This window comes from Rhizobium giardinii bv. giardinii H152, assembly GCF_000379605.1.
Classification (GTDB): Bacteria; Pseudomonadota; Alphaproteobacteria; order Rhizobiales; family Rhizobiaceae; genus Pararhizobium; species Pararhizobium giardinii.
In genome coordinates this window covers 123,019-143,152 of record NZ_KB902691.1, presented here as the reverse complement: position 1 = coordinate 143,152, position 20,134 = coordinate 123,019, and the positions used below count along the sequence as shown (strand labels likewise).

The window sequence follows — 20,134 nt, the reverse complement described above, 5'->3', positions numbered from 1 at the left end:
AATTTGCGAGGCCTGTGACCTGCCGTGAAGCGCGCTGAAGGTCAAGTGACATTGCGTAACGCCGCACCGTTTTCACGGAGGAACGGGCCTTGACTGGCTATTCCCTCGGCTTGTTCGCCTCGAAGGCGGCCTGCTGCTCGCTGGAGGCTTCCTTCTGGTAAAGTGCCCGCCATTCGTCATAGGGCATGCCGTAGACGATCTCGCGCGACTGGTCCTTGTCCATCGGCACGCCGGCGGCATTGGCAGCGTCGCGATACCAGTTGGACAGGCAGTTGCGGCAGAAACCGGCGAGGTTCATCAGGTCGATGTTCTGGACATCGCTGCGCTCGCGCAGATGGGCGACGAGGCGGCGGAAGGCGGCCGCTTCGAATTCCAGTTGCTGCTGTGGCGTCAATTCGGTCATCGTCGTCTCTTTCAGCCGCTGTTAGGATGCATACGGCCCGGTGCGGGAAGGATATCGCCTGATTTCGTGCAATTCAGGGCGTTCGTTCAAGCCGGCGAGGATCGGCCCCAGCCGCTCATCCCATTCCGCCACGCCGATCTCGTCGCCGATCAGGTCCTGCCTAACCTCGATCAGCGCATGGGCGAGGCCGGCTTCCATGCAATGGCGAAACATCGTGTCGCCGCGCAGGGCGCCGTCATAGGGCTCGTTGTTACCGACGAGAACATCGCCCGAGGCCTCCAGAGCCTCGATCAGCGGGTTGACCGCGCGCGGATCGCTGTCCCAGAGGACGGCAGCATGCCAGGGACGGGGCGTGCCCTTCCAGGCCGGCGTGTAGGAATGAAGGGAAATCACCAGCGGCGCCTTGCCGCTTGCCGCACCGACCGCCGTGATGGTCTCGGCGACGGCACGGTGATAGGGCCGGTGAAAGCGGTTGAGGCGGCTTTCCCATTCTTCCGACGAGATCGGATGGTTGCCGGGAACGATGGCGCCGTCCGATATCTTCATGATCAGCGTCGGATCGTCCTCGCCCCGGTTGGGATCGATCAGCAGCCGCGAAAAGCAGCTGAGGACAGCGGGAACGCCGAGCCGGGCCGCGAGCCGCCGGGCAAGGGCTTCGACACCGATATCGTAGGCGATGTGTCTTTCGAAGGCGCTTTCGGGGAGGCCGAGCCTGCCGTATTCCGGCGGCAGCAGGTTGGTGGCATGATCCGCCAAGAGTGCCAGCCCGGCGGCACTGTTGCCCTCAATGATCTCGAACGGTGATGATTGCCGCATACAGTATCAACTCGATTCATGCTTGACGAAATTTGATGGCATGCTGCGGCGCTTATCGCAAGGCAAAGGAGAATTTGTGTCATTTCAGTCAACAAAAAGCCGAATATAATCGATTAGAGTCGCGTTGACTTTCCGGCCCCACCGTCGCAAGAAAGTGCCACGACAAATCACAATGGAGACCCATTGGAAACCGTGTCCAGATATCCTCTTTCCAGGCTGAACGTCCGGAGCTGGTCCTTGAGCGCCGGCCTTCTTTTCGTTCTGGCGGCGTTCTCGCCGGTGCTGATGGCGAGTGAAGCGCGGGCCGAGTTCCGCGTCTGCAACGGCACCCAGAATCTCGTCGGCGTGGCCATCGGCTACCGGGCCAAGGAGGGCTGGATCACCGAAGGCTGGTGGCAGGTTCCCGCGACCACCTGCGCCACCCTGATCCAGGGCGAACTTCAATCACGATACTATTACCTCTACGCTGAGGATGCGGCCCGCGGCGGCCGCTGGACGGGCGGCGTCAACATGTGCGTCGCCGAAAACGAGTTCAAGATCACCGGCGTGCAGGATTGCTTCGCCCGCGGTTTCCAGCGGATGGGGTTCAAGGAATACGACACGGGGCGTCAGGGGAGCTGGATGGTTCAGTTGTCCGATACTCCAGGGACCCAGGAAAGCCACAACTGATGAAGCGGAACAGAAAAGTCAAAATCCTCGCCACGCTTGGACCTGCGTCCAGCGAAGAAGAGATGATCCAGAAGCTGCACGAGGCGGGGGCTGATCTTTTCCGGATCAACATGAGCCATGCCAGCCACGACATGATGCGCACGCTGATCCAGCGTATCCGCAATGTCGAGCAGCGCAGCGGCCGGCCGATCGGCATTCTCGCCGACCTTCAGGGGCCGAAGCTGCGCGTCGGCAAGTTCGCGGCCGGTAAGGTCGATCTGGTTCCGGGTCAGACTTTCACGCTCGACAACAAGGACGAGCCAGGCGACAACACGCGTGTCTTCCTGCCGCACCCGGAAATCCTCGAAGCCGTCCAGCCTGGCCACCGGCTGCTGATCGACGACGGCAAGCTGCATTTGCGGGCGGACAAGACCGATGGCAAGAGCATCGTGTGCACCGTCGTCGCCGGCACCAAGATTTCCGACCGCAAGGGCGTCAGCCTGCCAGACACGCTGCTCGGCGTCGGCGCGCTGACCGAGAAGGACAGGGCCGATCTGGATGCGGTGCTTGAGACCGACGAGGTCGACTGGGTTGCCCTGTCGTTCATCCAGCGGCCGGAAGATCTGTCCGAAGTCCGCAAGGTCTCGCGCGGCCGCGTCGGCCTGATGTCGAAGATCGAGAAGCCGCAGGCAATCGAGCGCATCGACGAGATCATCGAGCTCTCCGACGCGCTGATGGTTGCTCGTGGCGACCTCGGCGTGGAAATGCCGCTTGAAGCGGTTCCGGGTCTGCAGAAGCAGTTGATCCGAGCCTGTCGCCGCGCCGGCAAGCCTGTCGTCGTCGCCACCCAGATGCTGGAATCGATGATTTCCGCGCCGGTCCCGACCCGCGCCGAGGTGTCGGATGTTGCGACCGCGGTCTTTGAAGGTGCCGACGCGATCATGCTGTCGGCGGAATCGGCCTCGGGTGAATATCCGGTCGAAGCCGTCACGACCATGGCGTCGATCGCCAGCACGGTCGAACGCGATCCGCATTATCCCGGCATCATCTATGCCCAGCGTACGCCGCCGGAAGCGACCGGCGCCGACGCGATTTCGCTGGCCGCCCACCAGATAGCCGAGACGCTGCAGCTCTCCGCCATCGTCTGCTACACCTCGTCCGGAACGACCGGCCTGCGAGCCGCGCGCGAGCGTCCGCAGGTTCCCGTCCTCGCACTTTCGCCGGTCATCCAGACGGCGCGCCGCCTTTCGGTCGTCTGGGGGCTGCACAGCGTCGTTACCAGTGACGCGACCGATCTCGACGACATGGTCAACCGCGCCTGCCGCATCGTCGCGGCGGAAGGCTTCGGCAAGCCGGGCGACCGCGTGATCATTTCGGCCGGGGTGCCGCTCGGAACACCCGGCGCCACCAATATGCTGCGCATCGCCTATATCGGTTCGGACGGCCTCAGCGGCGTCTGAATACCAGCTTTGTGATCCTGTCCAACGCCGCGCCCTCGATCGAGGCGCGGCGTTTTCATTGGGGCCTGTCGCCGGCGATACGGGCCTCCGCCCGGCGCACCACACCTTCGAGGTCGCGGGTCTTTCCCGCCAGCGTCTCGAGGGCCGCGATGACCACGTCGGTTGCGGCATAATCCGGTTTGTGGCCGAGATTGTGGATGCGCAGGAGCGTCGAACCCGCAATGTCTTCGTGCAACTGGGCAGAATGGATTTCGGGATAGACGATACGGTCGGCGTCGCCGGTGATGATGACGGCCGGTGCCTTGATCTCCCTGTAGCGCGGCGACATCCGTCTCACATGGTCCAGCAGATTGGCGACATCGATGGCGTTGTTGCGAAAGGAGCGCGGCCTGAGCGCCAGATAGGCAGCCGTCTGCTCGACGTAGTCGTCCGGGCGCGCGTTGGGTTCGAAGACGGTTTTGGTCGCCTTGTCGATCAGGGCCATGCCGACGGGTGGCGCGACGAGGGAGGAAAACAGCCAGCCGAACACCGGGGCCTTGGCAGCGTCGTAGTACCATTCGATGCCACCCGGCCAGGGATGAGTGGCGGGCGAGAGGAAGAGAAGGCCCGCGACCATGTCCTTGTGGTTCAGCGCGAAACTCGCGGCGATCGCCCCGCCGAAGGAATGGCTGACGATGATCGCCTTGCTGATGCCGCGCTTGCGCATCAGGGCCGCGATCGCATCGGCCTGGCCGTCGGGATAGGCGTTTTGCGGACCGCTGCGGTCGGAGAAGCCGAACCCCGGACGGTCGAGAAACAGCATATCGGCTCGCCCTTCGAGCCTGCTTCTGAAGGCGGTCATCTGATCACGCAGATTGGCGCTTGCGCCGTGAATGAAGACAAGGGTCGGCAAGTCGGCGGTGTTCGGGCGCGGCACGTAGACGCTGTTCATCCGATAGCCGCCAACGTCCAAGCGCTCGCCCCTGTTCGGATTGCTCTTCTCGAAACCGGTTGCCTGATAGGCGCTGAAGCCGAACCCCGTCACGAGCAGGGCGAGAAACACGGATGCGACGAACAGCATGGCTTTCCTGAAGGCTGAAGACATCAATCAATCTCTCGCGGTTTGCGCGCATGCGCAACCGACCAGATGGTTCACTGTCGTCTGATACGAAAGAGTGGCTCGCGGTTTCGCCTGATGGTGAAACGTCGATTCGGCCTGCGAACTGGATCGTCTACTCATTAAAAAATGAAAGAAGCGCAGAACTACGTGCGATTGCCGGCGAGCTTTTCTTCCAGGTCACCGAGTTGTTCCTGTGCCTGGCGATCGGCAGGGTAGATCTCGAGAAACTGTTCCCAGGCCCGCAGCGCCAGTTCATCCTTGCCAGCCGCGGTGAGGATCGCCGCCATGCCGGCGAGCGCCCCGAAATGCCGGGGCTCGATCGCCAGCACCTGGTTGATGTCCGACATCGACTTGCGATAGTTGCCCATCCTGTAGTGCAGTGTCGCGCGCTGGTTCCAACCCTCGACATATTGCGGCGAAAGATAGATCACCTGATCGAAGATATCGAGCGCGCTCGCCTTGCGATCAGCTTCGAGCGCTTTTGCTGCCCATTGCATCAAAAGATTGATGGAGGCGCTGCCGGAATCCCGCCATTCGCCGCGGATGCGATCGGAAATTTCGCGTGCCTTTTCGGGGTCGCGTTCCCGTTTCAGTTCGGAAAAGAGCGCATCGAGCCGCTGCTTCGGCGTCGCCAGTTCCGATGTCGCCGAAGCCTGTGAAGTGTCTGCTGCAAGAAGAGCGGGTGCGCCAGTGATCGACGCGGAAAGCGCAATCACGAGAATCGAAAAAGCAGACATGAGTTTAGCCATGACAGATATGGTAGTCCGCCATGGCCGAAGATCAAATCAAATTTGAGACATCAATTCGATGAACCGCATGAGCCCAACGAGGGAGCTCAAGCGCTTTCATTCCATTCGCCGACCGACCGCAACCACGATCTCCGGTCCGCAGAATGGATCAGCCCTGACGGGCCTTGAAGCGCGGGTTCAGCTTGTTGATGATGTAGATGCGGCCCTTGCGGCGCACCAGACGGTTTTCGCGATGGCGGGCCTTCAGCGACTTGAGCGAATTTTTGATCTTCATTTTTCTGATCCGCAGTTTTGGCGAATCCGAATTCGCCGGTCTTTAACAATCAAAAGCGCGCTTGCAGACCGTTCGGGCCGAGCGCGCTCTTAGGGTGGCAGGCAAATAACCCGGCATCGCAAAGGTGTCAACCACAGAGAGCCGGTTTTAACGCCGGCTTTCGGCTTTTCTGTGGGTTAAATCATCAAATCAGCCAGGTGACATGGCCCATCTTGCGGCCCGGACGGGCTTCGGACTTGCCATAGAGATGGACCAGCGCGTTCGGCTTGGCGAGCCACTCCGGAACGTCGTTGATATCGTCGCCGATCAGGTTCTGCATCACGCAGTCGGAATGTCGGGCGCCATCGGACAGCGTCAATCCGGCGATCGCGCGGATATGCTGCTCGAACTGGGAGACCACGCAGGCAGCCTCGGTCCAGTGGCCGGAATTGTGGACGCGGGGGGCGATTTCGTTGACGATCGGCGTGCCATCGGCGAGCACGAAGAATTCCACGCCGACGACCCCGACATAGCCGAGCGCTTCGAGGATGGTTCCTGCCGCAACTCGTGCCGCTTCCCTGGTCGCCTCACCGACGGAGGCCGGAACCGTGGATGTGTGAAGAATGCCGTTGCGATGGACGTTCTCGGCCGGATCGAAACAGGCGATCGCCCCATCGATGCTGCGCGCAGCAATAATGGATATCTCCCGCTCGAATGCGACGAAGCTTTCGAGGATGAGCGGCACGTTGCCAAGCGCCACGTAGGCGCCTGTGGCGCTGTCGCTCGCGCCGCGAAAGACGCGCTGGCCCTTACCGTCATAACCGAGGCGCCGGGTCTTCAAAACGCCGACGCCGGAGAAATCGGCGAGTGCCCGTTCGAGGTCATCCTGGCTGTCGATGGCGTGAAAACGCGCGGTCGCAATGCCGCAGCCGTTGAGGAACTGTTTTTCCGTCACCCGGTCCTGCGACACTTCCAGCGCCTTGGGCGGAGGGTAGACGGGGAGCGAGCGCGCAAGCAGGTCGGCTGCGGCGACCGGAACGTTCTCGAACTCGTAGGTGACGACGTCGCAGACTTCCGCGAGTTTCACCAGCGCGGTTTCATCGTCGTAATTGGCGACGATCTGGCTGCTGGCGACCTGTGCGGCCGGACAGTCGGCCTGCGGCTCGAGGATGACGGTGCGGAAATTGAGCCGGGCGGCAGCCATGGCAAGCATGCGGCCGAGCTGGCCGCCACCGATGATGCCGATCGTGTTCATGCCTGATCCACGGGATATTCGGCAACCGCGGCGCTCTGCTGTTCGCGCCAGTCGTCAAGGCGGTCAGCAAGGTCGGGATCGCTGAGCGCCAGGACGGCCGCAGCAAGAAGGGCCGCGTTGACGGCGCCGGCGCGGCCGATCGCCAGCGTACCGACCGGGATGCCGGCCGGCATCTGGACGATCGAAAGAAGGCTGTCCTGACCGGAGAGCGCCTTGGACTGAACGGGCACGCCGAATACCGGCAGTGCCGTCATTGCAGCTGTCATTCCAGGCAGGTGGGCGGCACCGCCGGCGCCGGCGATGATCACCTTGAAGCCTTCGTCGCGCGCACCCCTGGCAAAATTGATCAACCGGTCGACCGTGCGGTGGGCCGAGACGATGCGGGCATCATAGGCGATGTCGAGCGCATCGAGCGTGTCGGCGGCGTTCTTCATCGTCTCCCAGTCGGACTGGCTTCCCATGATGATGGCGACGGGAGGGGGGGATGCTTTCGTCACGTTCTTCGTTCCGATGTTGTGAGGCCGAAATCCCGAGCCGGTTCAGGCGATGATGTCGGGAATGATCTGGTCCTCGATCTTGGTGATCTTGTCCTTGATGATCAGTTTCTTCTTTTTCATCCGCTGGATGCGCAGCGCATCGCAGCCTGTCTGGATCATGGCATTGATCGCGACATCGTAATCTTCGTGTTCCTGCCGCAGCCGCGCTACGCTCAGTCTGAGTTCGGCCTGGTCCTGATCTGGCATGCAATCTTCCCCGTCGGCGCCGGCAGCATCGTCTGCTATCCGCATCAAATCGAGCGTCGCTCTAGCACAGAATTGTTGGTAACGGGAAGTTATCCTTCGCCACGATTTCGCCTTCGACAAATGAAAAATAGCATGGCACATTAACTCGGTTAACGTCGAACATCCGGCATTCCCCCGCCGGGTGCAAGCAAAAGGAAGGGACTGCCACATGACCATTGAGGCTCATCTTGCAACGCTTGAGAAAAAACATGGTGTTCTGGAGCAGGAGCTCCACACTGCTCTCCTGCAGCCCTCGGTCCAGGACCAGCACATTGCCGACATCAAGCGTCGGAAGCTGCGCTTGAAAGACGAAATCGAAAAGATTCGGTCTTCCTCTCACTGATTAGGTAAGCAATCTCATTCATCGGGAAACTTTTGTTCCAGCGCGAGAAACCCATCCGAAAGACGAAATGAATTTCGCAAATCCGGTTGCAGCGCTGTTGAGAGACGGAACGCGTTCCGCGCGGACATGACGTTCGCCAGAGTACCGTGGTACCGAGTTTCCCGATGTCTGACCTTTCGAGGTCACAACAATTACGACCAGAACTGATCCAGCCACAGATTGACCCGGTCGAAGCCGGGCTTGTTGATCGCGTAAATCCGTTTCGTGCCGCTGGCGGAAACGGAGACGAGGTTTGAGTCGAGCAGGGCCTTCAGATGCTGCGATACGGCCGGGCGGCTGATCGGCAATCCTTCAGCGAGTTCATTCACTGTCCGCGGCGCGCGCCGCAGTTCCTCCAGCAGATAGCGCCGGTTCGGATCCGAGATTGCATCAAAGGGATCAGTGTTTGACATGCGCAAAAGCTAGGAGAATTCAAACCGCTCGGCAAGCAAATTGTGCAATGCGGCATAAGAATTTTGCTTTGCGGGATGCAAGCGGGGCGTGTAACCGTAAGCCGCCGCCAAGTAAGTGCGCGCCTTACGAACCCATGGCAAGCACCACCAGGCCGTCATAAGCAAGTTTCAGGCCCGCGAGGAACGCCATCGTATACATGAACGGATAGAAGACTTGCGGCTGCATGCGCCGCACGACCCAGGCGCCGGTCATCGTTGCCAGCATAGCCAGCGGAAAAAGCGTCATCGACGTCGTCAGGTTGCTGAGATCGAGTTGTCCGAGGGCGAAATACGGGATGAGCTTGACGGCATTGAGGATGGCGAAAAAGCGCACCATGGTGCCGGTATATTCGCGTGGCTGCAGCTTCAGCGGCAGGGCGTAGATCTGGAAGGGCGGACCGCCGGCATGGGCGACGAAGCTGCCATAACCGGCAAAGGAACCGAGAAAGCTCGCCTGCAGCGACCGATGCGGCTTGGCCGGAATGACGATGCCGCGCCGGGCGCGCCACACGTTGTAAGCATAACGCAGCACGAACAGGATGGTGATGACGCCGATGATCAGCCTCAGCGCATCGCGCGGCACATAGGCCGAGGTCGCCCAGCCGACAGCGATGCCGACAAGCGCGCCGGGCAGCAGCATCGTCAGCGTCTTGGTATCGCCATGTTGGCGCCACATCCACAGCGAGACGAGGTCCATGGCGATCAGGATCGGCAACAGCAGCGCTGCCGCCTGGACCGGAGAAACGGCGAGCGACAGGAGGGGCACGCCCATCAGGGACAGCGCTTCGCCCATTCCTCCCTTGCTGAAGCCGACAAGCAGAACCGCGGGAATGGCGATGGCATAGAACTGAAAATCGGGAAGCATGGGTATCGGTTGATCCTTTTGCCTGCAGGGTCTATCGCTTTTGCGGATCGAAATCGAGTAGGGGATGGCGCGTAACGCGCATTTCACCGGGAACCAAGACACCATGAGCAATACAGACAACCGCTGCCGCCTCGTCCTCATTGCGCCTGACATCGCCGATGTCGAAAGCCGCGTGCAAATCCTCGGCGATGCGTTGCGCGGCGGTGACGTGGCCTCGGTCATCCTGCCGCAGTACGACCTCGACGATCATGCCTTCCAGAAACACGCCGAAGCGCTCGTGCCACTGATTCAGAAGGCGGGTGCGGCGGCGCTGCTGGCCGGCGATACGCGGGTTGCCGGCCGCGCCAAGGCCGATGGCCTTCATGTGACCGGCAATGCGGCGGAGCTTGCCGAGGCGGTCGAAAAATTCTCACCGAAACTCATCGTTGGCGGCGGCAATGCCACCGACCGGCACCATGCGCTGGAGATGGGCGAGATTCGCCCGGATTATGTCTTCTTCGGCAAGCTCGACGGCGACATCAAGCCGGAGGCGCATCCGAAGAACGTCGCACTCGCCGAATGGTGGGCCTCGATGATCGAGATCCCCTGCATCGTCATGGGGGGCACCGATCCGCAATCGGCGCTTACCGTTGCCGAGAGCGGCGCGGAATTCGTTGCGCTGCGTCTTGCCGTGTTTTCTCAGCCGGAACAGGCGGCCGTCATTGTTGGGCAGGTCAACGCGCTCCTTGACGAAAAAGCGCCACGGTTTGAAGATTAAGACATTTCCATGTTGATCACTCCTTTTCCATCGCGGCGCCGCCTTTCGCTTTTCCTGATGTGCGCCACGTTGCTTGGCGCGCCCGCCTGCTTGCGCGCGGAAGACGCGTTGCCCGGCGTGACCACGGCAACGCCGGCGCAGGAGGGGAGCACGCCTGCGGCGCAAGGCGAGATCGACGAGGGGACCGTTGGCAAACGCGGCCGGATCACGCCGTTCAACGGCGCCGCGCTGCCGGAAGACGAAATACCGAAGCTGCAACCTCCGGAAGATGCCGGCAAGGCCGATGCAAAAAAACGCGCGCCATCGAGCGGCGTCAACGTGCTTGATCGGATGGGCGCGGAATTGCCGGCTCTACCACAGGAAAAGGCGTTCGCCGGCAAGGCCGACGATGCCTACGGCGCGTTTCAGCGCGGCTATTATCTGACCGCGTTGGAACTGGCCTTGCCGCGGGCGCAACTCGGCGATGCGGCGGCGCAGACGCTGGTCGCGGAAATCTTCTCGCAAGGGCTCGGCGTGGCGCGCAACACCAAGGACGCAGCTTTCTGGTATGGCCAGGCGGCCAATGCGGGCGATCCTGGCGCCATGTTCAAATACGCTCTTCTGCTGATGGAAGGGCGCGATGTTCCGCGCGACAAGAAAAGGTCGGAAGAACTGATGAAGAAGGCTGCCGACCTCGGCAATTCTTCCGCCCAGTTCAACTATGGCCAATTGCTGGTCGCCGACATGCCGGGCGAAAGGGGGCTGAAGGCGGCGCTGCCCTATTATGAGAAGTCGGCCGAGCAGGGCATCGCCGATGCGCAATATGCGCTGTCGCAGATTTATTTGAACGTCGACGGCATCGACGACAACAAGCGGGCAAGGGCGCGCGAGTGGCTGTTGCGCGCAGCGCGTGCCGGCTTCGATACCGCCCAGCTCGACCTTGCCATCTGGCTGGTCGACGGCATCGGCGGCGATCGCAATCTCGACGAAGGCTTCAAATGGATGCGGCGGGCGGCCGAGGGCGGCAATGTCGTCGCACAGAACAAGCTGTCGCATCTCTATGTCAATGCGATCGGCACGCGGCCCGATCCGGTCGAGGCTGCCAAATGGTACGTGCTGTCGCGCCGGGCCGGATTGAAGGATCCTGCGCTGGAGGATTTCTATCTCGGGCTGACCGAAGCGCAGCAGAAGGCGGCGTTGAGCGCTGCCAACAAACACCGGTCGTCCTGAGCGAGTTTCCAGGGCATGATGCCGAAAAGAGCAAGCAGCTTTGGGGCGGCATCATGCTCCACTTCTTCAATTTTGAGCAGGCTCAGATTTCGGGTCGGTTCGACCAAAAATCGTCCGGCTCCAGCGCAAGACTTGAACTTTCGGGGGTTTTGTGGTCTTGAAGCGCCGGATTGGCTGGCCGGCGGGCGCGGCCCGGACTTCTTTAGGACTTGCTTCCCATGAAAATCAGCGGCAGCGAAATTCGCCCCGGCAGCGTCATCGAGCACAATGGCGGCCTCTGGGCTGCGGTCAAGAGCGTCACGGTGAAGCCGGGCAAGGGCGGCGCATTCAACCAGGTCGAACTCAAGAACCTGATCGACGGTACCAAGCTCAACGAACGCTTCCGCTCGTCCGAAACCGTCGAACTGGTGACACTCGATCTCAAGGACTTCCAGTTCCTCTATGAAGAGGGCGACGCTCTGGTATTCATGGACGTCGAGAGCTATGAACAGCTGGAACTGCAGAAGGACTTTGTCGGCGACCGCGCCACCTTCCTGAAGGACGGCATGATGGTTTCGGTCAAGCTGTATGACGAAAAGCCGATCGGTATCTCGCTGCCCGACCAGGTGGTTCTGGCAATTGCGGAGGCGGATCCGGTGGTGAAGGGGCAGACCGCCGCGTCGTCCTACAAGCCGGCGATCCTGGAAAATGGCGTGCGCGTCATGGTGCCGCCGTTCGTCGAGGCTGGTGAGCGCATTCTGGTCGATACCAATGAAATCGCCTATCTCCGCCGCGCGGACTGATCCGCAGCGGCACGTTTAAAATTCTCCGGTCGTTGCTGCGGCCGGTTTTCTGTTTCGAAGGAAAGCCAAAATGGCACGCTCAGCTCTTCTCAATGTCATGGTTCAGGCCGCTTTCAAGGCGGGCAAGTCGCTGGCGCGTGATTTTGGCGAAGTCCAGAACCTGCAGGTCTCGCTGAAGGGGCCGGGCGACTATGTCTCGCAGGCCGATCGCAAGGCGGAAAAACTGATCCGGGAAGAGCTTCTGAAGGCACGCCCCACCTATGGCTTCCTCGGCGAGGAAAGCGAAGAGATCATCGGCACGGACGGCGCCCACCGCTGGATCGTCGACCCGCTCGATGGCACGACGAACTTCCTGCACGGCATTCCGCATTTTGCGATCTCGATCGCGCTCGAGCGCCAGGGCGAGATCGTCGCTGCTGTCGTCATGAACCCGGCGACCGACGAACTGTTCACCGCCGAGCGCGGTGGTGGCGCCTTCCTCAACGACCGCCGGCTGCGCGTCGCTGCCCGCAAGAACCTGTCGGATGCCGTCATCGGCACCGGCACACCGCATCTGGGCGTTGCCAACCACGGTACCTACCTCGTCGAGTTGCGCCACGTGATGGGTGAAGTTGCCGGTGTGCGCCGCATGGGCGCTGCATCCCTCGATCTCGCCTACGTCGCGGCCGGCCGGTTTGACGGCTTCTGGGAGCGCGGCCTGCTCCCCTGGGATATTGCAGCCGGCATCCTGCTGATTCGCGAAGCTGGCGGGTGGGTCGCCGATATCGACGGCGGCAACAAGCCGATGGACGACGGCTCGATCGTTGCCGGCAATGAATACATCCGCAAGGCGCTGCACGAGGTGCTGCATCGCCCCGTGCCGGGAAAATAAGCCGGAAAGGCCTGAACGGCGGCTGTTTCATCCTGTTGATGTTGCCCGTTGTTTCCCCTTCAATTTGGCACAAACTTCCTCTAGTCTCCGGCGCAAGCATAGCTGCGTCCGCGTGTGCGGGCAGGCTGCAGCACATGAAAACCGGAGAATAACCCCATGGCGAAATTGGAACTGTCGGGATGGGATGCCGGCGGAGCTTTGAACGAGGGGTATAATCCCAACAAGCTGACGAGCCCGATGGTTTTCTTCTGGACGATGGTAATCTTCCTCATCATCGTCGGGTTCGTCGCGGCCATCCTGTTTCGACAGGCGCATGCCGCCTTTGCCAGCAATCCCGGACTGAACGGCCTTATTCTCGGCGTTCTGCTGATCGGCATCCTGCTGGTTTTCAACCATGTGCTCAGGCTGCGGCCGGAGGTTCGCTGGTTCAATTCCTTCCGTGCAGCCGGAAGTGCCGAGAAGGTTGGCCGCGACCCGGTGCTCCTGGCGCCGATGCGCGCCCTCATCGGCCAGCGCCATTCGATGGCGATCTCGACGACGGCGCTGCGGTCCATTCTCGATTCGATCGCCACACGCCTCGACGAATCGCGCGACACCTCCCGCTATCTCACCGGTCTGCTGGTCTTCCTCGGCCTGCTCGGCACCTTCTGGGGTCTGCTCGGCACGATCGGGTCGATCAATACGGTCATTCAATCGCTCGATGCCGGGACGGGAAGCACGCAGGATGTTCTGGCTGCTCTGAAGAATGGCCTGTCCGCTCCGCTGTCCGGTATGGGGACGGCGTTTTCCACGTCGCTCTTCGGTCTCTCCGGTTCGCTGATCCTCGGCTTTCTCGACCTGCAGGCCGGACGTGCCCAGAACCGCTTCTATACCGAACTCGAAAACTGGCTGTCATCCGTGACCGACGTCAGTTCGGATCTGACGATTGCCCCCGGCGCGTCGGCCGTGGCACCCGGCGACGAGCTTCGGCAACTGACCGAACAACTCGCCCGCCTCAACCACGACGGCGGCATGAACCAGCGTACGACCGCCGCCATGGCGAGCCTTGCCGAGGGCATCCAAGGGCTGGTGAAGAACATGCGCGGCGAGCAGCAGATGCTGCGTGACTGGATCGAGGCCCAGCAGGACGAAGCAAAGTCGATGCGCAAGACGCTGGACAAGCTGTCGGCGCGGATCGGACATGCGGACAAGATACCCGCGCAGCCGGAAAGACCGCACAAGCTCGCCCGCGTCGAAGACGCCGGGGGAGAGTAACCGATGTCGCTTGCGCGCAAGGGCCGGACACAGAGAACCGTCGATTACTGGCCGGGTTTCGTCGATGCCCTTTCGACGCTGCTCCTGTCCATCATGTTCCTGCTCTCCGTTTTCGTCCTGGCACAATTTCTGCTCCGCCGCGAAATCAGCGGCAAGGAGGATGTGCTCAACCGGTTGAACAGCCAGATCAACGAGCTGACCCAGCTTCTGGCGCTGGAAAAGGGCGGCAAGCAGGATCTCGAGGATTCGCTTGCCAATCTGCAGGCATCCCTGGCCTCATCGGAAGGCGAGCGCTCGCGGCTGCAGGCACTGCTCGACCAGGGCGCCGGCAGCTCCGATGCCGCCAACCAGCAGATAGGTGACCTCACGGGCAAGCTGGATGCGGAAAGACAGGTCAGCGCCCGGGCAATGAGCCAGATCGATCTGTTGAACCAGCAGATCGCTGCGCTGCGCAGCCAGATCGCTGCCATCGAGGGTGCGCTCCAGGCGTCCGAAGCCAAGGACGAGGCGTCGCAGACGAAAATCGCCGATCTTGGCCGGCGGCTGAACGTGGCGCTGGCGCAGCGTGTGCAGGAACTCAACCGCTACCGTTCCGACTTCTTCGGGCGACTGCGCGAAATCCTGTCCGATCGCGAAAATATTCGTATTGTCGGCGACCGCTTCGTCTTCCAGTCGGAAGTTCTGTTTCCGTCCGGCGGCAATGAACTGAACCCGGAAGGGCAGGCGGAAATGGCCAAGCTCGCAACGGCGGTGCTCGACCTTGCCAAGGAAATTCCCTCCGAGATCAACTGGGTGCTGCGGGTCGACGGGCATACGGACAATGTTCCGCTTTCCGGGACAGGGCGCTACATCGACAACTGGGAACTTTCGTCGGCGCGTGCGACGTCCGTCGTCAAGTTCCTGATCTCGCGTGGTGTTCCGGCGGATCGCCTCGCCGCTGCGGGCTTCGGAGAATTCCAGCCGATTGCCGAAGGGGATAGTCCGGAGGCGCGCTCGCAGAACCGCCGCATCGAACTGAAGCTGACCGAGAAATAACCGGAGCCCGCCCGGCTATCCAGCGATCGGCAATCATCACAAGCAGTGTTTTCCAGTTGCGTTTCTTCGTTGCCCTGACGTTTACGTCTGCGTAATGTCGCGGCAGGGTGGAGTTGCTGGAGGACGGGCATGGATTGTGATGTTCTTGTGATCGGGGCGGGGCTTGCTGGCCTCGTTACGGCGGTCGAGGCTGCCGACCGGGGTCTCAGGGTCATCGTGCTTGATCAGGAAGGCGAGCAGAATTTGGGCGGCCAGGCTTTCTGGTCGCTCGGCGGGTTGCTGTTTGTCGACAGTCCGGAACAGCGGCGCCTGCGCATCCGCGATACGCTCGAACTGGCGCGGCAGGACTGGATGGGCTCGGCGCAATTCGACCGGCCGGAGGACTATTGGCCAAGGCGCTGGGCGGAGGCTTATCTCGATTTTGCCGCTGGCGAAAAGCGCGCCTGGCTGTACAGCCAGGGCATGCGCTGGTTTCCCGTCGTCGGCTGGGCAGAGCGCGGAGGCGGTCTTGCACATGGCCATGGAAATTCGGTGCCACGCTTTCACGTGACATGGGGCACAGGCCCTGGCGTGCTGGCGCCGTTCATCGCGCGGGCGCGTGCAGCCGAGAGCAGGGGGCGCATCCGCTTCCGCTTTCGCCATCGGGTCGACGAACTGATCATCACCAATGGTGCCGTGACGGGCGCAAGAGGATCGGTATTGAAGAGCGACGGCGTTAAGCGCGGTCAGCGCAGTTCGCGCGAGGTTGTCGACGAGTTCTGGTTCGAGGCTGGCGCCGTCGTCGTCTCGTCCGGTGGCATCGGCGGCAATCACGACCTGGTGCGCAAGCAGTGGCCGGTCGACCGGCTCGGCCCGCCGCCGAACGTCATGGTCAGCGGCGTCCCGGACTATGTCGACGGGCGCATGGTCGCGATTGCCGAACAGGCGCGCGGCTCCGTCATCAACAAGGATCGCATGTGGCATTACACCGAAGGCCTGCGCAACTTCGATCCGATCTGGCCGAACCATGGCATCCGCATCCTGCCCGGCCCCTCTTCCTTCTGGTGCGACGCTGACGGCAACCGTTTTGCCGCGCCTGCGATGCCGGGCTTCGACACGCTCGGCACCCTGAAGGCGATCCGCAGGAGCGGTGCCGACTACAGCTGGTTCATCCTGACCAAGGCGATCATCAAACGAGAGTTCGCGCTTTCGGGGTCCGAGCAGAACCCCGACCTCACCGGCAAGGACATTCCGCTGCTTCTGAAGCGCCTGGGCAAAAATCCGCCGGGACCGGTGCAGGCCTTCATGGACAAGGGTGAGGATTTCGTCATCCGCGACCGGCTGGAAGATCTGGTCGAGGGCATGAATGCCCTCACCGGCGAGGGGCGCCTTTCGCTCGAACATCTGCGCCACCAGATCGAGGCGCGCGATCGCGAGATCGACAATGCCTTTTCGAAGGATGCGCAAGTCACCGCCATCCGCGGCGCCCGCAATTACCTGGGCGACAGGCTGATGCGGACCGCCAAGCCGCATCGGCTGCTCGATCCCAAGGCCGGGCCGCTGATTGCGGTGCGTCTCAACATCCTGACGCGAAAGACGCTGGGTGGATTGCAGACCGATCTCGACGGTTGCGTGCTGGAGCTTTCGGGCGCGCCGGTCGCAGGGCTCTATGCGGCGGGAGAGGTTGCGGGTTTTGGCGGCGGCGGCATGCACGGCTACAATGCGCTGGAGGGCACGTTCCTGGGTGGCTGCATCTTTTCTGGAAGGATCGTGGGGCGCAACATAGGCGCCTGACCTCCGGGTGGCAAAAAGGCTCTCCGGATGGCCGGAGAGCCGCGGATGCCTCAATCCATCTGAACGTTGGCTTCCTTGACGATCGGGCCCCATTTCGCAAGTTCGGCCTTCACATGCGCGCCCAGTTCGTCCGGCGTCGAGGCGACGATGGTGGCGCTGAAGCCCTTCATCTTCTCGGCCACGGCCGGATCCGCGAGCGCCTTCTTGGCGGAAGCATTGAGCCGATCAATCACGTCTTTCGGCGTACCTGCCGGGGCAAACAGGGCATTCCAGGTATAGGTCTCGTAGCCGGGAATGGTTTCGGCGATGGTCGGCACATCCGGGAAGGAGGCGGCACGCTCCTTCGTCGTCACCGCAAGCGCCTTGAGCGTGCCGGATGTGATGTGTCCCGAGGACGAGGGCAGGTTGTCGAACATGATCGGCACCTGGTTGCCGATGACATCGTTCAGCGCCGGACCTGAGCCCTTGTAGGGAACATGCTGCATGCTGACGCCTGCCATCTTCTTGAACAGTTCGCCGGAGAGATGCAGCGGCGTGCCGTTGCCGGACGATGCGTAGGCATATTGGTCCGGCGATGCCTTCAGAAGCGCCAGAAGCTCGTCGACGTTCTTTACCGGCAGTTGCGGATTGACGACGAGCACGTTCGGCACAAGCACCAGCAGCGAGACTGGCGCAAAATCCTTTTCCGGATCGTAGGGCTTTGTCTTCAGGATCAACGGATTGAGCGCGTGGGTCGCAACCGTTCCCATCAGGATCGTGTAGCCGTCGGGCTCGGCCCGCGCCACCCGGTCGGCACCGAGATTGCCGCCGGCGCCGGCAACGTTTTCCACCACCACCTGCTGTCCGAGATCATCGGACATCTTCTGGCCGATGATGCGCGCAACCACGTCGGTCGAGCCGCCGGCTGCGAAGGGCACCACCAGCGTTACAGGACGATCGGGAAACTCCTGCGCCCTTGCTTCACCGCCGAGCGCGAGCGCCGATGTCGCCATCAGGGCGAGCGCGAGTGCCGTGCGCCGTTTCCATAAGGACAATGCCATTCAATTCTCCTCCCAGGACCTAACAATCCGCAAAGCGGCCGAAAGCCGCTTCCGCCGGCAAACAATAGCGTCGATGCACCGAAGGGCAACCTTGGAGAGGGATTAATACCAAAGATCACTGATAATGACCGATGTGACCGGATCGATTTTGACTTCCGGCTAGGAGAAAACCGCAGTCGGACCAGAAGGTCCGGCGAGGATTTTTGACGACGNCCGGAAGCCAAAAGCGACCGGCCCTTCGGGTGGCCCGGAAATCGGCCACCGGAGGGCGTCGAAATCCTCGACCGATGCTCAGGCATCGCTCTGCGGTTTCTTCTACCCGGACGCCCGTTTCCGGGCCATCACATCGGTCATTATCAGTGATCTTTGGTATAAGGGTTGCACTCAATCGATTTTATTCTGGAGCGGCTGCGTCAGCCCAGCGTCACCACGTTGCTTGCTTCCGGGCTGTCATAGTCGAACTGCAGTCGCGCGAGCTTGGCGTAGAGCCCGCCCTGACGAACGAGCGACGCGTGCGTGCCTTCCTCGACGATCCGGCCCTGATCCATGACGAGGATGCGGTCGGCCTTGAGCACGGTTGCCAGCCTGTGGGCGATGACCAGCGTCGTGCGTTCGCGCATCAGGTCGTCAAGCGCCTTTTGCACCAGCGTTTCGCTCTCAGCGTCGAGCGCGGAAGTCGCCTCGTCAAGCAAGAGAACCGGGGCATCCTTCAGGATGGCGCGGGCGATGGCGATGCGCTGGCGCTGGCCGCCGGAGAGCGTGATGCCGCGTTCGCCGACCTGGGTGTCGTAACCCTGATCGAGCCTTGCGATGAATTCGTCGGCCTGGGCGGCAACGGCTGCTGCACGCACCATGTCGCGCGACGCGGTGGGCAGGCCGAAGGCGATGTTGTCGTGGATCGAGGCGGCGAAGATGGTGACGTCCTGGGGAACGATGGCGACACGGCTGCGCAGGGCTTGGGGGTCGACCGAGCGGATGTCGACGCCATCGACGCGGACCGAGCCCTTGGCCGGGTCGTAGAAGCGCAGAAGCAGCGAGAAGACGGTACTCTTGCCGGCGCCGGAGGGGCCGACGATGGCAACCGTCTCGCCCGGCTTGACGGCGAAACTCAGGCCCTTGACGCTCTTGTAGCCCGGCCGCGAGGGGTAGGCGAAGTGAACGTCGTCGTAGATCACGGCCCCCTGCGCCGGCTCCGGCATGGCGACCGGATTTTCGGGCGCCGTGATGTCCGGCTGCTCGGCCAGCAATTCGCTCAAGCGCTCTGCAGCGCCTGCCGCCTGCGAGAGTTCGCCCCAAACCTCGGAAAGTGCGCCGAGGCTGCCGGCGGCAAAGACCGAATACAGGAGAAACTGGCCGAGCGTGCCGGCCGACAGCGTGCCGGACAGGACATCCTGCGCACCGAACCACAGGACGGCGACGACGCTGCCGAAGATCATGGTGATGGCAAAGGCCGTGAGGACCGAGCGGGCCTTGATGGCGGCGCGGGCGGCCGCGTAGGCACTTTCGACGGCGCTGCCATAGCGAGCCTGTGCAACGGCCTCGCCGTTGAAGGCCTGGACGGTGCGGGAAGCTGAGATGGCTTCACCGGCGTAGGCGGAAGCCGTCGCCAGCGTATCCTGCGCCTCACGCGAACGCCGGCGCACCGAGCGGCCGAAGCCGACCAGCGGAAAGACGATGACGGGGATGGCGATGAGAACCAGGCTCGACAGTTTCGGGCTGGTATAGACCATCATGGCGATGGCCCCGAGACACAGGATGGTGTTGCGCAGAGCAACGGAGGCGGTGGCCCCGACGGCGGATTTGATCTGCGTCGTATCGGCGGTCAGCCGGGAGACGATCTCGCCGGACTGGTTGACGTCGAAGAAAGAGGGCGAGAGCCGGGTCACATGGTCGAAGACATCACGGCGAAGATCCGAGACGATCCGCTCGCCGAGCGTGATGACGAAGTAGTAGCGGGTCGCACTGGCCACTGCGAGGACGATCGCCAGAACCATCAGCATCGAGAAATAGGTGTTGATGAAGCCGGCATCGGAGGCGGAGAATCCGTGGTCGATCATCCGGCGTACAGCCATCGGCAGCGTCAGCGTCGTTACGGCTGCAACGACCAGCGAAATGCCCGCGCCGATGACAAGATTGCGGTAGCGCCGGATATACGGCAACAGCTGTGCCAGCGGGCGCACGGACCTGCGCGCCGCCGGGTGAACGACCTCATTCGACACATGACCTCCAATACCGGAAGAAGCGGCAGA

General features: G+C 62.1%; 22 protein-coding genes. 10 read left to right on the top strand and 12 right to left on the bottom strand.

Translation table 11 applies throughout. The features are described from left to right. Positions 1–97 precede the first annotated feature (97 nt). On the bottom strand, positions 98–403 hold the full coding sequence (locus tag A3AY_RS0122305; RefSeq protein ID WP_018327904.1) for a DUF1244 domain-containing protein: 306 nt from the start codon (positions 401–403) through the stop codon (positions 98–100). Positions 404–424: 21 nt separating this feature from the next. Continuing rightward, entirely contained in the window at positions 425–1,219 is a 795-nt protein-coding gene (locus A3AY_RS0122300) for an N-formylglutamate amidohydrolase (RefSeq protein ID WP_018327903.1), read from the bottom strand. A gap of 285 nt (positions 1,220–1,504) precedes the next feature. Here A3AY_RS0122300 and A3AY_RS0122295 point away from each other — a divergent pair, with 285 nt between their 5' ends. Together A3AY_RS0122295 and pyk are read left to right on the top strand one after the other, a co-directional pair. Further along, positions 1,505–1,888: a DUF1036 domain-containing protein gene (locus tag A3AY_RS0122295; RefSeq protein ID WP_083926021.1), complete on the top strand. Its 384-nt coding sequence runs from the start codon at positions 1,505–1,507 to the stop codon at positions 1,886–1,888. Next, positions 1,888–3,327, top strand: coding sequence for a pyruvate kinase (gene pyk / locus A3AY_RS0122290; RefSeq protein WP_018327901.1), 1,440 nt, complete (start codon positions 1,888–1,890; stop codon positions 3,325–3,327). Before A3AY_RS0122295 ends, pyk begins: the two co-directional genes overlap by 1 nt. 55 nt (positions 3,328–3,382) lie before the next feature. On the opposite strand, the gene A3AY_RS35850 is transcribed toward pyk, so the two are convergent. From A3AY_RS35850 to A3AY_RS0122260, 6 genes are all read right to left on the bottom strand, one after another. Further along, positions 3,383–4,411, bottom strand: a complete 1,029-nt coding sequence (locus tag A3AY_RS35850) for an alpha/beta fold hydrolase (protein ID WP_338053486.1) — start codon at positions 4,409–4,411, stop codon at positions 3,383–3,385. Between the two features lie 158 nt (positions 4,412–4,569). After that, the gene (locus A3AY_RS0122280; RefSeq protein ID WP_018327899.1) at positions 4,570–5,163 is read right to left on the bottom strand and encodes a tetratricopeptide repeat protein; all 594 of its coding nucleotides are present in this window, start codon (positions 5,161–5,163) and stop codon (positions 4,570–4,572) included. 160 nt (positions 5,164–5,323) lie between these two features. Next, positions 5,324–5,449, bottom strand: coding sequence for a type B 50S ribosomal protein L36 (ykgO, locus tag A3AY_RS0122275; protein ID WP_018327898.1), 126 nt, complete (start codon positions 5,447–5,449; stop codon positions 5,324–5,326). Between the two features lie 184 nt (positions 5,450–5,633). Continuing rightward, positions 5,634–6,683: a 5-(carboxyamino)imidazole ribonucleotide synthase gene (locus A3AY_RS0122270; protein WP_018327897.1), complete on the bottom strand. Its 1,050-nt coding sequence runs from the start codon at positions 6,681–6,683 to the stop codon at positions 5,634–5,636. After that, positions 6,680–7,144 carry a 5-(carboxyamino)imidazole ribonucleotide mutase gene (purE, locus tag A3AY_RS0122265; RefSeq protein ID WP_018327896.1) on the bottom strand — a complete coding sequence of 155 codons (465 nt, stop codon included), beginning with the start codon at positions 7,142–7,144 and terminating at the stop codon, positions 6,680–6,682. The genes A3AY_RS0122270 and purE overlap by 4 nt, the downstream gene beginning before the upstream one ends. A 78-nt stretch (positions 7,145–7,222) precedes the next feature. Further along, a complete protein-coding gene (locus A3AY_RS0122260; protein WP_018327895.1) occupies positions 7,223–7,426 on the bottom strand; it encodes a YdcH family protein in 204 nt (67 codons plus the stop codon). A 208-nt stretch (positions 7,427–7,634) separates the two neighbouring features. Between A3AY_RS0122260 and A3AY_RS38115 the strand changes: the two genes are divergently transcribed. Beyond that, the gene (locus A3AY_RS38115) at positions 7,635–7,808 is read left to right on the top strand and encodes a YdcH family protein (protein ID WP_018327894.1); all 174 of its coding nucleotides are present in this window, start codon (positions 7,635–7,637) and stop codon (positions 7,806–7,808) included. Between the two features lie 191 nt (positions 7,809–7,999). Here A3AY_RS38115 and A3AY_RS0122250 read toward each other — a convergent pair whose 3' ends face one another. Both A3AY_RS0122250 and A3AY_RS0122245 read right to left on the bottom strand, forming a co-directional pair. Continuing rightward, a complete protein-coding gene (locus A3AY_RS0122250; protein ID WP_018327893.1) occupies positions 8,000–8,260 on the bottom strand; it encodes an ArsR/SmtB family transcription factor in 261 nt (86 codons plus the stop codon). Between the two features lie 124 nt (positions 8,261–8,384). Further along, a complete protein-coding gene (locus A3AY_RS0122245) occupies positions 8,385–9,164 on the bottom strand; it encodes a sulfite exporter TauE/SafE family protein (RefSeq protein WP_018327892.1) in 780 nt (259 codons plus the stop codon). Between the two features lie 103 nt (positions 9,165–9,267). On the opposite strand from A3AY_RS0122245, the gene A3AY_RS0122240 reads away from it, so the two are divergent. The 7 genes from A3AY_RS0122240 to A3AY_RS0122210 all read left to right on the top strand — a co-directional run bounded on the left by A3AY_RS0122240 (position 9,268) and on the right by A3AY_RS0122210 (position 16,845). Next, entirely contained in the window at positions 9,268–9,921 is a 654-nt protein-coding gene (locus tag A3AY_RS0122240; RefSeq protein WP_026203712.1) for a thiamine phosphate synthase, read from the top strand. A 9-nt stretch (positions 9,922–9,930) separates the two neighbouring features. Further along, complete coding sequence (locus A3AY_RS0122235) at positions 9,931–11,130, top strand: tetratricopeptide repeat protein (RefSeq protein WP_018327890.1); 1,200 nt, start codon at positions 9,931–9,933, stop codon at positions 11,128–11,130. Between the two features lie 218 nt (positions 11,131–11,348). Continuing rightward, positions 11,349–11,912 carry an elongation factor P gene (gene efp, locus A3AY_RS0122230; RefSeq protein WP_018327889.1) on the top strand — a complete coding sequence of 188 codons (564 nt, stop codon included), beginning with the start codon at positions 11,349–11,351 and terminating at the stop codon, positions 11,910–11,912. A 70-nt stretch (positions 11,913–11,982) separates the two neighbouring features. Then, positions 11,983–12,783: an inositol monophosphatase family protein gene (locus A3AY_RS0122225; RefSeq protein WP_018327888.1), complete on the top strand. Its 801-nt coding sequence runs from the start codon at positions 11,983–11,985 to the stop codon at positions 12,781–12,783. A 156-nt stretch (positions 12,784–12,939) separates the two neighbouring features. Next, complete coding sequence (locus tag A3AY_RS0122220; protein WP_018327887.1) at positions 12,940–14,037, top strand: MotA/TolQ/ExbB proton channel family protein; 1,098 nt, start codon at positions 12,940–12,942, stop codon at positions 14,035–14,037. Positions 14,038–14,040: 3 nt separating this feature from the next. Continuing rightward, positions 14,041–15,072 carry a peptidoglycan -binding protein gene (locus A3AY_RS0122215; protein WP_018327886.1) on the top strand — a complete coding sequence of 344 codons (1,032 nt, stop codon included), beginning with the start codon at positions 14,041–14,043 and terminating at the stop codon, positions 15,070–15,072. A 129-nt stretch (positions 15,073–15,201) separates the two neighbouring features. Next, positions 15,202–16,845 carry an FAD-binding dehydrogenase gene (locus A3AY_RS0122210; protein WP_018327885.1) on the top strand — a complete coding sequence of 548 codons (1,644 nt, stop codon included), beginning with the start codon at positions 15,202–15,204 and terminating at the stop codon, positions 16,843–16,845. 50 nt (positions 16,846–16,895) lie between these two features. On the opposite strand, the gene A3AY_RS0122205 is transcribed toward A3AY_RS0122210, so the two are convergent. After that, positions 16,896–17,885 (bottom strand): Bug family tripartite tricarboxylate transporter substrate binding protein, encoded by a 990-nt coding sequence (locus A3AY_RS0122205; protein WP_018327884.1) that lies wholly within the window; start codon positions 17,883–17,885, stop codon positions 16,896–16,898. A gap of 413 nt (positions 17,886–18,298) precedes the next feature. After that, a complete protein-coding gene (locus A3AY_RS0122200; protein WP_018327883.1) occupies positions 18,299–20,104 on the bottom strand; it encodes an ABC transporter transmembrane domain-containing protein in 1,806 nt (601 codons plus the stop codon). Between the last annotated feature and the right edge of the window lie 30 nt (positions 20,105–20,134).